Origin of the sequence: Acidithiobacillus albertensis (assembly GCF_001931655.1) — a bacterium.
GTDB classification, from domain to species: domain Bacteria; phylum Pseudomonadota; class Gammaproteobacteria; order Acidithiobacillales; family Acidithiobacillaceae; genus Acidithiobacillus; species Acidithiobacillus thiooxidans.
Map to the genome: position 1 here is coordinate 1516651 of NZ_MOAD01000001.1, position 13526 is coordinate 1530176.

Below are 13526 nucleotides of genomic sequence, written 5' to 3' on the forward strand. Positions count from 1 at the left end.
AAAATCAAAGAGTTCATGCGCAGACCCCGCCGCAAACCCCACAGGCTGGGTCGCGGCGCAGTTGTACCTGACGCCATTGCCAGTGGCGGGCGTCGACCAGCAGGAGTTGTCCGCTCAGCGGGGAGTTGTGACCGCTGAGCAGACGAATAGCCTCAACGGCCTGCATGCTGCCGAGAATACCCAGCAGAGGCCCCAGCACCCCGTTGCGGGAGCAGGTGTCTTCGCTACTTTCTTCGCCTTGTTCTGGATACAGGCAGGCATAGCAGGCTGTGTCTTGGTCGCGGAAATCAAACACACTGAGCTGCCCCTCCCAGCGAATGGCGGCAGCACTGACCAGCGGTACGCGAGCCTCGCGGCAGGCGCGGTTGATGGCGTGGCGGCTGTGAAAATTGTCGCTGCAATCCAGAACCAGATCATGGGTTTCCAGGGCGCTGCCCAGCGATTCACTGCTGGCGTTTTCGGTCCAGGCACTCACCCGGATATGGGGATTCATGGCCAGCAGTCGCTCACGGGCGGCGCTGGCCTTGGGCCGTCCCAGGTCCGCTTCGGTATAAAGAATCTGACGTTGCAGATTACTGATTTCTACAACGTCCCCATCGCAAAGGGTCAGTTGTCCTATTCCTGCTGCAGCCAGATATTGTGATGCCGGACAACCCAGTCCACCAATGCCGATGATCAGTACCCGGCTTAGCTGGAGACGTTTCTGTCCTTCGAGGTCAATTTCCGGCAGAAGAATCTGTCGGGAGTAACGCATTAGGGCGGCATCATCCAGAGAGTCAGTCATTGTTGAAGTCATAGTCAATGTCATTTTCTTCTACAGGCATCCCCGGCACGGGCTGGTAATAACCCTGCTGGCGCTCCAGACGCATGTGATAACGCTCACGGATGGCATCCAGCATCCAGAGAATCTCGCTGGGATGCCCGGCATGCTCACCATGCAGCAAATGGCGCAAATACAGACGGTCCGGATCGACCTTGACCAGCAGCGGCATGGGTAAATCCAGAGGGATGACGTGATGATGAACAACCCATTCAATGGGTGTCGGCGGCGTGCCGGGAGGAATCCGCACATCTATCCGGAAATGCCCGCCTCCACCAGGCTGTTCCAGCAGTTCCTTGAAATATTGATCAGGAAAACCGCGATGGACGATGAGGGTGCGCCCATTAAAACGGTTCAGAAATTGTTCTTGCAGGAGTAGATGCGGAATGGAATTTGGCATGCTTTCAGTGTAGCAACGGAAGGCATTATCGGCCACTTTTTTGCAGGAAGGGTACTTCCATACCCAGCAACTGTGCGGCCTTGTTGAGGCGCAAATCAAAACAGGCAAACATGACGGACATTCCGGAAACCTGTTGGGCTTGATGTGCGGCTGCCAGTTGTACGCTGTCATATCCGCGCAGGGCAAAAGCGTCGGCATAATCACCGGCCTGTTCAACAATGTGTTGAGTCACTTCGATGATCAGGTAATGCGGCCAGTCTTTGGCCAGATACTGCTTGGCTTGCTCAATAAGGGGCATGTCTGTGGGTGATTCCCGTCCGCGTCTGGAAAGGGCCGCGCAGGCTTCAGCCCAGGCAATACGACAGCCAGCAACTACGTCGGCCTGTGCAAGCAAGGTTTTGACAGCATCACTGTGCGCTTCCGTCAGGTAAAGCTTGACCAATGCGGAGGTGTCACAAAATAAAATCAACCGCGATCTTCCAGTATTATTTCTGACACGCTGCGTGCAGTGGATGAAAGACAAATGCTTGCACCCAAGGGTTTGCCGCCTTGCCATTGGGCCATACCGCTGGCCAGAAGACGGGTGATGCCACTATTTGTCACAGACGGAATCCCGATAACTCGGGCTACCGGTTTGTGATGAGAGGTAATATCAAGGGTCTGCCCCTGCTGTGCTTCAGAGAGGTACTGCGCAAGATGTGCCCTGAACTCACGAATGGAAATTTCCATATATATGTGTCCTCAATATTGGAATTAACAGGCGAAATTGTGTACACAAAAAACTGTTAGGTCAAGTCGTTAAGTATCCAAGCTGAGAATTGCAGCAGGCCTGGGGGCTTTGCAGCGACTTTGGCCCGCGCCGTTGTTGTTCTTGGTGAAATCCTGCGCCCGTCAGGAGAGCTGTCTGAGCCTGCAGGGCGAGTTCTCTCCTGACAGCAGGATGAGCCGTAGAACAACAGGCAAGGGACGTTGGAGCAAAAAGCCCCCAGGCCTGCTGCAATTCTCAGCCTCAATCCGGATGTCACTGTTGTTTCGGCGCAGTCTGGCGTCCTTCAGACTCAGAGGAGGCTCCGAGGGCCAGGCGACCACCGTAGCCGGTCATTTCCAGATAGCCATGACCCAGTGTTTTTCCCAGGCTGATGGCGCGCACGGCCCCTTCCCAGTAAATGGTGCCGCTGCTGTGGCTGGCATCAAATTCCTGGTTGTCCATCAGGGGCACAATGGAAAATTTCTGTTTCCCGACCTGAATCTGCCAACGTACTGGATAACGGATGCCCGTCCGGCTGGATTTCCACCAGCCCGTGGCCTGCATATGAATCTGCCCCGCATGGAAATAGTGCACCCGTCCATCTGCGCTGCGTTCGGTGGCCGACAGCCAAAGCGGAGTACCATCAGCACGGCGCATCATGAACAGCATGAGCGAAGCGCCATTGTGCAGGTTCAGTCCAAGCCAGTCCCAGCCTACGGCAGCTTTCGGTAAGTATGCGGCAGACCATTCATGATCGAGCCAGGCCTCGCCCTGAACCGCCTGACTATGTCCTTTGATGCTTACGTCACCACTGACCTGCAGATGCGGAATACTGTAGTAATAACTGGCATTTTTAGGGTCAGGACCCTTTTGGCTGATGCCTTTGGGGCCTTCCAGCAGGGGCGCTTGGGTTATCTGAAAATGAAGCCGATAGCCCATGTTTTTACCTTGAATGACTGCTTGATAGCCGGATGAGGTTTGTTGCAGAAACCAGTGACGAATCCAGACCTGGGTATGGTTTTGATCCGCGCCCGCCAAGCCCAGACCGGAGCGGGCGATACGTTGTGCAGTCAGTAAGTGCCCGACGGCTGGATCGCTGATGGCGGCTTCGGCAAATATCAGCTGACGCGCATTGAATGCACTGGGGTTTGCCCAGACCTTGGCGGGGCGTACGCGAAAAAAGGTCAACTGAAAACCCAAAGGATGTCCTGAAGCATTCTTGAGCCAGCCGGTGATATACCACCATTCGATCGGAAAATCAGGGTGACTGCCGTAGGCATTGGGAAAATGCAGAGGATTTTGTGCAGACACCGCAACATGGGGCGGGCTTTGCAGGGGGAGTACACGGGGTGGCAGGATCGCTGCAGCTACTGAAGTACTGCGTAAAGCGATCAGCAGGATCACGACCCAAAGCCCCCATAAGCTGATCAGGCCCCGGCCTGTTGCAGGGTACCATCGCTTAGTCATCACGTAACACCGCCGGGCTGTTGCGCAGGGCGCGATGTCCCGCAAGGATCATGGTAGCGGTACTTGCTATCCATAAAATGACGCTGAGTATTCCCAATAATAACCAGGGTGGCTGAAAACCCATGTGCCAGTGAAAAGATTGCGGATTGACCACCGCAATCAAAATCACGCTGATGGCAATGCCCAGGCTGCCACCGATGAGAATGCCAGCGAATGAAAGCATGCTGCCCTCGGCAAAAAGCAGGGCCAGCAGGTCACGATGGCGCAGCCCCAGATGCCGGAGCATGGCAAATTCGTTGCGGCGCATCAGGGTCTGTGCACCAAAACCACTGCTTACTCCCAGCAGGCCAATAATCATGGCTACGGCCTCCAGTGCATAAGTTGCAGCAAAACTCTGATTAAAAATCAGCAGACTACGGTGGCGAATTTCCCGGGGTGTGGCAATCAGCAGTTGCCGACTTTTCGCGATGCTTTGATGCAACTGCACGAGCGCGGCAGAGACTGGCACATGCGGTTGTAACCAGAGTGCTACGCCGTTGATGCCTTTATCATGGGACCAGTGTTGATATTCCTGCAGGGGGATGGAAATGGATCCTTGCTGATAGGCGTAGTCGCGATAAATACCGGCAATACTGACGGTCTGCAGTTGTCCGCCCAGAGGAATCCGGATGTCCTGGCCAGGATGCCAGGCACTGATACCGGCCAGAATATCCGAAATCCATATGGGCGGTGCGTTCAGTGTATGGAGAGGAACTGACCGGATTATTTGCAGTTCACGTCCGGGATCTTGCAGGTCCATACCGCGCGCCAGCAACATGATGGGAGGATGACCCGGTAATAAATTCAATGGAATCCGGCGCAGCGGTGAACAATGGCGAACATCTGGAAGCGTGCACAGGGATTGAGCGGTTCCGGAAGGGAGTAATGCGTCCTGATTACTTCCCGCCTGCACATACAAATCAGCCCGCAGGATGTCACTCAGCCAGTTGGCCACTGAATCACGAAAGGAACCGACCATAATGGCCATGGCTACCACCAGGCTGAAGGCTACCACGACGGCGGCCAGGCTTTGCGCAGCACGCCCCGGAGCGCCCCGTAATTGCAGCAGGGCCAGGCGCCAGAGACTGCTTTCAGGTAAGGGGATTAACTGGACGATAAGGCGCAGCAACGGAGCCAGCAGGAAGAGCAGGGCAAACAGCAGGCAAGCAATAGCGCCATAAGCCAGATAGGGAATGCCATGAATGGCAGGGGCCAGAGATCCACCCAGAGCCATGATCAGCAGCAGTAAGCCGATGCGTGGATGTTGGCGATGAAGATGACTTTGTTCTTCTGCACCGGCACGCAGAGCCTGGGCCGGAATGGCACGACTGGTTTCCCAGGCGGGTAAAAAGGCCCCTATCAGTGCGGCACCCATCCCCGCCCCAAAAAATATACTCATGAGTAATGGATGCCAATGTAATTGCAGGGCAGCGCTGCTGAAATATCCTGCGCCCAGGTCTCCGCCGAGATGCATCAGAGCCAATCCGGCAGTCATAACCCCCAGTGGTAATCCCAGCAGCGCACCGGGCACGCCGAGCACCACGCCCTGCAGCATGACCGCCATAATGATTTCGCGCCGACGCAAACCCAATACCCGCAAAAGTGCCAGTTGCTGGCGCTGGCGCACGACCCCCATGGCGAGTGTGGCATACACCAGAAACGCCCCGGTAAATAACGCCACCAGAGAGAGTACCAGCAGATTGACGCGATAGGCTCTTGAAGCATCTGCCGCTACCCGACCCTGCTGGGCGGGACTTTCGAGAACCGCTCCGGGGGGCAGTAGTGGCCGCCACTGCTTTTCAAAAGCCTGATTGCTGATTCCGGGTTGCAGGCGCAAATCGACCTGATTGATTTCATGTCCACGGCCCCATAACCATTGCACCGCAGCAATATCCATGACACCCATTACTCCTACGCCCGGAACATCAGGAAGGGTGCCGATCACCCTGAGGCGGCGCGGTATTCCGTCCGCATTGACGGTAATGAAATCGCCTGTGTGAACATTCAACTTCTGCATAGCCGGGGAACTCAGGGCAATATTCAGCGGGTCCAGCAGGGCCTGCGGGCTGCGCAGATTCAGGGGGATCAGGGGTTGCCCCATCCTGGCGGCCTGAAAGGCATCGATTCCCAGAATCTGAAGGGGCTGTTGGTGTGCGGGTTGAATGAGGGGCGCCTGCAAATGGATTTCGGGTGCCGCTACCGCTACGTTGGGTGCCATGCTCAGACGTGCATACCAGGCGTTATTAAAACCTGGACCCGGAGCGCTGAGGGTCAGATCTGCCTGACCCGCCATATGGCGAAGACCCGCCGAAAAATCACTGACCGCCTGCACATTGATGAGCGCAATGGCCAATCCCAAAGCCACCCCCAAGGCAATGCCGATCATGGCCAGAACGGTAGCACCCGGACGTTGTCGCAGGGGGCGCCAGACTGCAGCCCGCCAGGGAATGCGCATCATCACAGGGGGTGAAATCCCTGGGCATCAAAGTGCAGTTTGCGCTGCGCCTGGTTGGCTGCAGCCTCGGAATGGGTGACCAGCAGTACGGCCGGTCCTTCCGCTTCCAGTGCGGTGTAGAGCAAATTCATGACCGATTCGGCAGATTCTGCATCCAGACTGCCCGTTGGTTCATCAGCCAGAATCAGGGAAGGACGATGCACAATCGCCCGGGCGACGGCGACTCTTTGCATTTCGCCGCCGGAAAGCTCCCTGGGCCAGGCCTGCAGCCTTCCGTCAATGCCCAACTGTTCGGCTAGATGCTGAATACGCTGGGGAAGGTCCTTGCGTGGCAGACCGTTGAGACGCCAGGGCAGGGCGATGTTTTCAGTAACATTCAATTGTGGAATCAGGTGAAAGGCCTGAAACACAAAACCCATATGACGGCGGCGGAGTAGGGTACGGCTGTCATCATCCATGGTGTTGAGTGCCTGATTCCGAAAATGCATTTGTCCGCCATCCGGTCGTTCCAGGCCGGCGATAATGTGCAGAAGGGTGCTCTTGCCGACGCCGCTTTCTCCCATGATGGCCACAAAATCTCCCGCACTCACCTCCAAACTGGCTTCACGGAACAACCATTTGTCATTATTGCCGGGGAGTCGTTTGGCTAAATCCTTCAAGACCAGAAGTGCGGTCACTGGAAATTTCTCCATTGTCAGGGACGAATAAGTTACCACAAGCTGTGGAATAATTGTCAGACGCTCAAAATCCGGGAAAATTCGTTTGTCGGTAGACTTTGACCTCAGACCAGACAACAGGGTATCATCCGCCTACCGGAGAGATGGCCGAGCGGCTGAAGGCGCTCCCCTGCTAAGGGAGTATGGGGCTAAACACTCCATCGAGGGTTCGAATCCCTCTCTCTCCGCCACACATTGCTAATAAGCCCCTGATTTTTAGGGGCTTTAATTTTTCCAGCTTGGCCGCGTCTTTCTTTTCGTCTTACTTTGGGTGTTCGGCGCATTGATATGGTGCTGCAACTGGCAAACAGGCAAATCAAAGCCCCAGTGCCGAATTCTTCATTGAACGGAAACCGCCATAAATTGTCTACTGGACGGTAGGGATCCACCTTATTTTTCTACCAATCGTGCCAATGGGTTCAACCTGGAAAGCAGCAGATATATTATGAGCGAAGATTCGCATTATGCCGAAGCACGGGCATTACTCAGACTTCTTTTGATCAGTGGCGCTATAACATTGAGTAGCGCTGCCATCTTGGTAGTGGCATGGTGGTGCTGGAAGTAAAATCACAGAAAGCCCACCATGATACTTGAATGACAGATCACTACACTGTGGGCAGACAACGACCTGTATCGTCAGCTTTTCTCGAAGGCCTCTTCACCATCCTCGGCCATCTGCCCGGCGATCATGCCCAAAGCGGCATCACCCAGACCCGTTAAACCCCCCATACGAATGCCATGCGCTCCCATATCCTGCATGGGTGTCTGACAGCATGGAATCCAAACATGATGGTGCTCCCTTTTTGCTAGTCTGCGGAAAAGTGTCGATAATCGGGAAATGAATTTTGATGGCAATTCATGACTATGGCTTGACCATAACTTGATTCTACTGCAGTATCGCTGATTACAATCCTTTGTAATGCAGATGTCCAGAAACTTGCTACTTGCATACCGTTTATATCGTGCTATCCTTTCACACACCTTCAATTTGAAAGAAGATCAAACCTGCCAGCGCCGTCCGGTGCCTAGAGTTTGGGATTATCCCATATGAAACACACTAAATGACCTCCACCCAAAGCGCTGTAACAATCTGAGACAGAGGAGCTATCTCCCATGAGCGATGCTATTACGTATGTGTCTGATGACAGTTTTGAAACCGATGTGCTGCAATGTTCCAAGCCGGTTCTGGTTGATTTTTGGGCTGAGTGGTGCGGCCCTTGCAAAATGATTGCACCTATTCTTGAAGAAGTTGCCGTTGAATATGCTGACAAATTACAAATTGCCAAATTCAATATCGACGAAAATCCCAACACCCCCCCTCAGTATGGTATTCGTGGTATTCCCACCTTGTTGCTGTTCAAAAATGGAAAGCTGGAAGCAACGAAAGTCGGAGCCTTGAGTAAAGCCCAACTGACGGCATTTCTGGATAGCCAACTTTGAATACACCACGTCCCCGCCGTAAATCACCCCGTACACCCAAGTCTTTTCCCAACGAAGATATTCTTCTTGAAGAAGAAGAGATTCTGCTGACGCCAAATCCTGGCGCTACAGCCATGAACCTGACAGATTTAAAAAGGAAAACTGCTGCTGAGTTGGCCGTTATCTGCCAGGAAATGGGGTTGGACGGTACCGCTCGCCAGAAAAAGCAGGAAATTATTTTCAATATCCTGAAGGCGCATGCCCGTAATGGCGATGCTATTTATGGCGAGGGCGTGCTGGAAATTTTGCAGGATGGCTTTGGTTTTCTGCGTGCAGCTTCCGGCTCATACATGGCCGGACCCGATGATATTTATGTTTCTCCTTCGCAAATTCGGCGTTTTCACCTGCAGACGGGTGATACGGTGTCCGGGCAAATTCGTCCTCCCAAGGAAGGGGAGCGCTATTTTGCCCTCCTTAAAGTGGAGAGCATTAATTTTGAATCGCCTGAAGCGACCCGCAACAAGGTCAATTTTGATGATTTGACTCCCTTGTTTCCCGATGAACCTTTGCGTCTGGAATATGATGCTGTGGCTTACGGTGAAGTGGCACCACGCATTATTGACCTGGTTTCGCCCATTGGTAAGGGGCAGCGTGGTTTGATTGTGGCGCCGCCCAAAACCGGTAAAACCGTATTACTCCAGCAAATTGCTCACGCCATTACTGCCAATCATCCTGAATGCTATTTGATTGTGCTGCTGATTGATGAACGCCCGGAAGAAGTGACCGATATGCAACGCTCGGTGAAAGGCGAGGTGGTTTCTTCAACTTTTGATGAACCCGCCACACGCCATACTCAAGTTGCTGAAATTGTTCTTGAAAAAGCCAAGCGGCTGGTAGAGCACAAGCACGATGTGGTAATTCTGCTCGATTCCATTACACGCTTGGCCAGAGCCTTCAATACGGTTGTTCCATCTTCCGGCAAGGTGTTGACGGGTGGTGTGGATGCCAATGCCCTGCAGAAGCCCAAACGCTTTTTTGGCGCTGCCCGAAATATTGAAGAGGGTGGTAGTCTGACTATTATCGCTACGGCTTTGGTGGAAACCGGCTCGAAAATGGACGAAGTGATTTTTGAGGAGTTCAAGGGCACCGGTAATATGGAAGTCCATCTGGATCGCCGTCTGGCCGAGAAGCGCACCTATCCGGCCATCAATCTCAACAAATCCGGAACCCGTCGGGAAGAATTGCTGGTACCTGCCGATTTGCTCAGCAAAATGTGGGTATTGCGCAAGTTGCTGGCGCCTATGGATTCTTTGGAGTCCATGGAGTTTCTGCTCGACAAGGTGCGCGCCACCAAAAACAATGCGGAATTTTTTGATTCCATGAATCGCTGAGGATTGGCTGGACGTTTGCCCCCTCTATCCCTATAATTCGCCACTTTGTATTCAGGCCCGAGAGTAGCTCAACTATGAAATCCGAAATCCATCCCAAGTACGAAGAAATCACTGTGACCTGCAGTTGCGGAAATGTGTTTAAAACCCGTTCTACGGCCAATCGTGATCTTCACATTGATCTTTGTTCCGAATGCCATCCTTTTTATACCGGCAAGCAGCGCAATGTTTCTGCTGCGGGTCAGGTTGAGAAGTTCCGCAAGCGTTACGGCGGCGGTCAGTAAGTATCCATGGAACAGGCTGAAGCCCAGGCAGAATTGCGAAGGCGGGCGCTGGATTACCACGCCCAAAGTCCTGCCGGTAAACTTTCAGTCATACCTAGCAAGCCCTGTAAAAGTCAGGATGATTTATCTCTTGCCTATACCCCTGGGGTTGCGGCACCGGTACGGGAAATTGCTGCTGACCCGGAAAAAGCATATGACTACACGTGCAAAGGTAATCTGGTTGCCGTGGTCAGCAATGGTACGGCGGTGCTTGGACTGGGTAATGTCGGGACACTGGCGGGTAAGCCGGTCATGGAAGGCAAGGCTTTGCTTTTCAAGCATTTTGCGGACATCAATGCCTTTGATATTGAAGTACAGGCCCGCGATGCGGAACATCTGATTGACGTTGTGGCGGCGATTGCTCCGGGTTTTGGCGGCATCAACCTGGAAGATATTGCGGCGCCCATGTGTTTTCAGGTGGAAGAAGCCCTGCAAAAAATGTTGGACATTCCGGTTTTTCACGATGATCAGCATGGCACTGCCGTTATTGTCGCCGCTGCTTTGCAAAATGCACTGGAATTGCAGGGTAAGGTCTTTAAGGGCGTTAAAGTGGCCATTGTTGGAGCCGGTGCGGCGGGTCTGGCCATTGCAAAGATGCTGCGCGCTCTTGGTGTTGAGGCGGTGTATTTGAGTGATGTGCATGGCGTGCTGCATGCAGGCCGCAGCGACCTGACGCACTGGCACCAGCCCTTTGCTACGGCACCTGCGCATTGGACCCTGATGGATATGCTGGCGGATGCCGATGCGGTCATCGGCGTTTCAGTACGCGGTGCCATTCCCGAAGCGGCTTTGTCCGGACTGGCTGCAAAGCCGGTGATATTTGCCCTGGCGAACCCTGACCCGGAAATTGATCCCGTTGCCGTAAAACGCTTTCGTCCAGATGCCATCATGGCGACCGGGCGTTCGGATATGCCCAATCAGGTAAATAATGTCCTGGGTTTTCCCTTTTTATTTCGGGGTGCCCTGGATTGTCGCGCACGGCAGATTAATCAGGAGATGCTGCTGGCCGCTGTCGATGCGCTGGCGCGATTGGCCCGGGAGCCCGTTCCTGAAGAAGTTCAACAAGCCTATGGTTTTTCAGGGGCTGGCGGACTGAGCTTTGGGCCTGAATATTTTATTCCCAAGCCCCTCGACCCGCGCCTGCGACAGTGGGTGGCAGGTGCAGTGAGTGCAGCCGCGCGCAAAAGCGGCGTCTCCCGGCTCTAGGTAAACATGCGCCTCGCGGATCTGACGGTTCGCGATTTGCGATTTGCCCTCGGGCAATTTCTCGCAGCGATTGTTTTTTTTGCATTAGTCTGGGAAATCCTCGCACCCTTTCTGCCTGCCATTGTCTGGGCTGCCATTCTGGTTTACGCAACCTGGCCTTTGGCAAAGCCCATGCGCCGTCACTGGCCGCCTCTGCTGGCCGCTTGCGGGGCGACATTCATGCTGGCGCTGATTTTCATTGTCCCTGTTCTGTTTCTTAGCATGACTCTGGGCACAGAGTTGCATCATGTGCTGACAGAACTCAGTCAGCAGGATGCCCATATCCTGATAAGCACTCAATGGACTCATAGCGGCTGGATAAAGAACCTGCTTGAACAAATACCGCCTTCCTGGAAAGCGCAGTTCCAGCCCGGCGCTTTGTCTCCAGATTTGTCCGCCTGGGCAGGGCGCATCGGGATGCTGGCAGGTGGGATCGGCCGCTTTGCCGCCCTGCTGGTGTTGGTCCTAATTACGGCGTTTTTCTTTTACCGTTACGGACTGGAACTGCTTGATCAACTGCGGCGTATGGTCCATCAGGTGCTGGGTCAGCGGGGTGATAACTATCTGCAAACTGTGGCTATTACCATCCGTGCCGTCATTTACGGAATTCTGGCGACGGCCCTGGCTCAGGGTGCCCTTGCGGGATTGGGCTATTGGGCAGCAGGATTACCCGCCCCGGTGTTGCTTGCCGTAATAACGCTGTTATTTTCTTTTTTACCATTTGGTACGCCCCTGGTGTGGGGGGCTGCCAGTATCTGGCTGCTGGTCCATGGACAAATCGCTGCGGGTGTGGGGCTGGCACTCTGGGGGGCTCTGGTGGTGAGCTGGATTGATAATCTGATCCGCCCCCTGGTGATTTCCAGCGCAGTGCATATTCCTTTTCTGCTCGTCCTGTTTGGGGTGCTGGGTGGCATTCTGACATTTGGTCTGCTTGGATTATTTCTGGGGCCGGTCATCCTCGCCGTCCTGCTTGCCATCTGGCGGGAATGGTTGCAACCCTCACCGTCTGCTGAAACCTGAATTTCTGAGGTGGGATAGCTTGGCCTGTCGGGCGCTTGGTTCTATACTCCTCAGACCAACCAGACGGTCGGCCACTATGCTTTCCGGCTGCCGCTCCGCTTTCCGGCCACGTTAAAACGTCGGCCTCCTGAATACAGCACGAGGTTTACATGCGCTCAGATATGATCAAAAAAGGTTTTGAACGGACCCCTCATCGTTCCCTCCTGAAGGCTTGCGGGGTCACGGACAGTGACATGGATAAGCCCTTCATCGGTGTGGCGAACTCCTATATTGATATCATTCCCGGCCATGTGCATTTGCAGGAGTTCGGGCGCATCGTCAAGGAAAATATTCGGGCGGCAGGCGGTATTCCTTTTGAATTCAATACTATAGGCGTGGATGATGGCATCATTATGGGGCATGATGGCATGCGTTATTCATTGCCGAGCCGGGAGTTGATTGCGGACTCCATTGAAACCGTGGTGCAGGCGCATCATCTGGATGCTCTGATCTGTATTCCCAACTGTGACAAAATTGTACCGGGCATGATCATGGGCGCGCTGCGCTGCGATGTGCCGACAGTGTTCGTGTCCGGTGGCCCGATGGAGGCCGGAAAACTTTCCGATGGGACTTCCATTGATTTGGTGACGGCATTTGAAGCTGTGGGCCAGTTCAAACGCGGGCAGATTACCGAAATCCGCCTCAAGGAAATTGAAGATAAGGCCTGTCCGACCTGCGGTTCCTGCTCCGGCATGTTTACGGCCAACAGCATGAACTGTCTGATGGAAGTGTTGGGTATTGCGTTGCCGGGTAATGGTACGATTCTGGCGACAGCGGCAGGACGGCGAGATCTGGTGCGCCAGGCGGCTGACCGGGTAGTCGCTTTAGCCATGGCGGGCGGACCGACCATGCGTCAGCTGGTGGACTTTGACGCCATCGATAATGCATTTATTCTGGATATGGCCATGGGCGGTTCTACCAATACGGTTTTGCATACCCTCGCCATTGCCCGCGAAGCAGGCATCCAGTATCCGCTTTCCCGCCTCAATGACCTGGCGCAGAAAGTAGCTTATTTGGCAAAGGTCTCGCCAGCACTATCCACCGTGCATATTGAGGACATTGGTCGGGCAGGGGGTATTCCCGCCATTCTCCATGAAGTACACAAGCGTAATCCCGATGTACTGCATCTGGACAAGCCGACGGTCAGCGGTCAGAGTCTTCGTGAAATTGTTTCGGAAGCGAGCGTCAAGGACAGTAAAATCATTCGCTTGGCTGATAATCCTATTTCTCCAACGGGGGGGCTGCGGGTGGTTTTCGGTAATCTCGCACCCGAGGGCGGCATTGTCAAAATTGGTGCGGTTATTCCGGAAATGCGCCGTTTTTCAGGCCCTGCCAAGATTTTTGAAAGTATGGATAGTGCTGCCGAAGGGATCCTGGCGGGCGAGGTGCAGGCGGGCGATGTGGTGGTTATCCGCTATGAAGGACCCAAAGGTGGTCCCGGCATGCC

14 protein-coding genes and 1 tRNA gene are annotated in these 13526 nt (G+C 54.1%); 7 read left to right on the forward strand and 8 right to left on the reverse strand.

The annotated features are described in order from the left end of the window. Nucleotides 1-13: 13 nt before the first annotated feature. From BLW97_RS07810 to BLW97_RS07840, 7 genes are all read right to left on the reverse strand, one after another. Nucleotides 14-796: a HesA/MoeB/ThiF family protein gene (locus BLW97_RS07810; protein WP_242947760.1), complete on the reverse strand. Its 783-nt coding sequence runs from the start codon at nucleotides 794-796 to the stop codon at nucleotides 14-16. Next, nucleotides 777-1220, reverse strand: a complete 444-nt coding sequence (locus BLW97_RS07815) for a hypothetical protein (protein WP_029316065.1) — start codon at nucleotides 1218-1220, stop codon at nucleotides 777-779. Before BLW97_RS07815 ends, BLW97_RS07810 begins: the two co-directional genes overlap by 20 nt. 25 nt (nucleotides 1221-1245) lie before the next feature. Next, nucleotides 1246-1689 (reverse strand): type II toxin-antitoxin system VapC family toxin, encoded by a 444-nt coding sequence (locus tag BLW97_RS07820; protein ID WP_075322858.1) that lies wholly within the window; start codon nucleotides 1687-1689, stop codon nucleotides 1246-1248. After that, nucleotides 1686-1949 (reverse strand): type II toxin-antitoxin system Phd/YefM family antitoxin, encoded by a 264-nt coding sequence (locus BLW97_RS07825; protein WP_024893525.1) that lies wholly within the window; start codon nucleotides 1947-1949, stop codon nucleotides 1686-1688. The genes BLW97_RS07820 and BLW97_RS07825 overlap by 4 nt, the downstream gene beginning before the upstream one ends. A gap of 292 nt (nucleotides 1950-2241) precedes the next feature. Further along, nucleotides 2242-3435: a lipocalin-like domain-containing protein gene (locus tag BLW97_RS07830; RefSeq protein ID WP_143214863.1), complete on the reverse strand. Its 1194-nt coding sequence runs from the start codon at nucleotides 3433-3435 to the stop codon at nucleotides 2242-2244. Then, nucleotides 3428-5932, reverse strand: a complete 2505-nt coding sequence (locus BLW97_RS07835; protein ID WP_207650574.1) for an FtsX-like permease family protein — start codon at nucleotides 5930-5932, stop codon at nucleotides 3428-3430. Before BLW97_RS07835 ends, BLW97_RS07830 begins: the two co-directional genes overlap by 8 nt. Continuing rightward, complete coding sequence (locus BLW97_RS07840) at nucleotides 5932-6606, reverse strand: ABC transporter ATP-binding protein (protein ID WP_077218313.1); 675 nt, start codon at nucleotides 6604-6606, stop codon at nucleotides 5932-5934. The genes BLW97_RS07835 and BLW97_RS07840 overlap by 1 nt, the downstream gene beginning before the upstream one ends. Nucleotides 6607-6743: 137 nt before the next feature. Between BLW97_RS07840 and BLW97_RS07845 the strand changes: the two genes are divergently transcribed. Next, nucleotides 6744-6836, forward strand: a tRNA-Ser gene (locus tag BLW97_RS07845). Nucleotides 6837-7281: 445 nt separating this feature from the next. On the opposite strand, the gene BLW97_RS20205 is transcribed toward BLW97_RS07845, so the two are convergent. Further along, nucleotides 7282-7404 (reverse strand): hypothetical protein, encoded by a 123-nt coding sequence (locus BLW97_RS20205; RefSeq protein WP_275077623.1) that lies wholly within the window; start codon nucleotides 7402-7404, stop codon nucleotides 7282-7284. A gap of 354 nt (nucleotides 7405-7758) precedes the next feature. Here BLW97_RS20205 and trxA point away from each other — a divergent pair, with 354 nt between their 5' ends. From trxA to ilvD, 6 genes are all read left to right on the forward strand, one after another. Beyond that, nucleotides 7759-8085, forward strand: coding sequence for a thioredoxin TrxA (gene trxA / locus BLW97_RS07850; protein ID WP_010639224.1), 327 nt, complete (start codon nucleotides 7759-7761; stop codon nucleotides 8083-8085). Further along, nucleotides 8082-9455 (forward strand): transcription termination factor Rho, encoded by a 1374-nt coding sequence (gene rho / locus BLW97_RS07855; protein WP_425321081.1) that lies wholly within the window; start codon nucleotides 8082-8084, stop codon nucleotides 9453-9455. The genes trxA and rho overlap by 4 nt, the downstream gene beginning before the upstream one ends. 74 nt (nucleotides 9456-9529) lie before the next feature. After that, nucleotides 9530-9736 carry a 50S ribosomal protein L31 gene (gene rpmE, locus BLW97_RS07860; RefSeq protein ID WP_010639220.1) on the forward strand — a complete coding sequence of 69 codons (207 nt, stop codon included), beginning with the start codon at nucleotides 9530-9532 and terminating at the stop codon, nucleotides 9734-9736. A 6-nt stretch (nucleotides 9737-9742) separates the two neighbouring features. Beyond that, complete coding sequence (locus tag BLW97_RS07865; protein WP_024893519.1) at nucleotides 9743-10981, forward strand: malic enzyme-like NAD(P)-binding protein; 1239 nt, start codon at nucleotides 9743-9745, stop codon at nucleotides 10979-10981. Nucleotides 10982-10987: 6 nt separating this feature from the next. Further along, nucleotides 10988-12040 (forward strand): AI-2E family transporter, encoded by a 1053-nt coding sequence (locus BLW97_RS07870; protein WP_075322861.1) that lies wholly within the window; start codon nucleotides 10988-10990, stop codon nucleotides 12038-12040. 149 nt (nucleotides 12041-12189) lie between these two features. Continuing rightward, the coding region (gene ilvD, locus BLW97_RS07875) for a dihydroxy-acid dehydratase (RefSeq protein ID WP_075323620.1) at nucleotides 12190-13526 on the forward strand (1337 nt) is incomplete at its 3' end.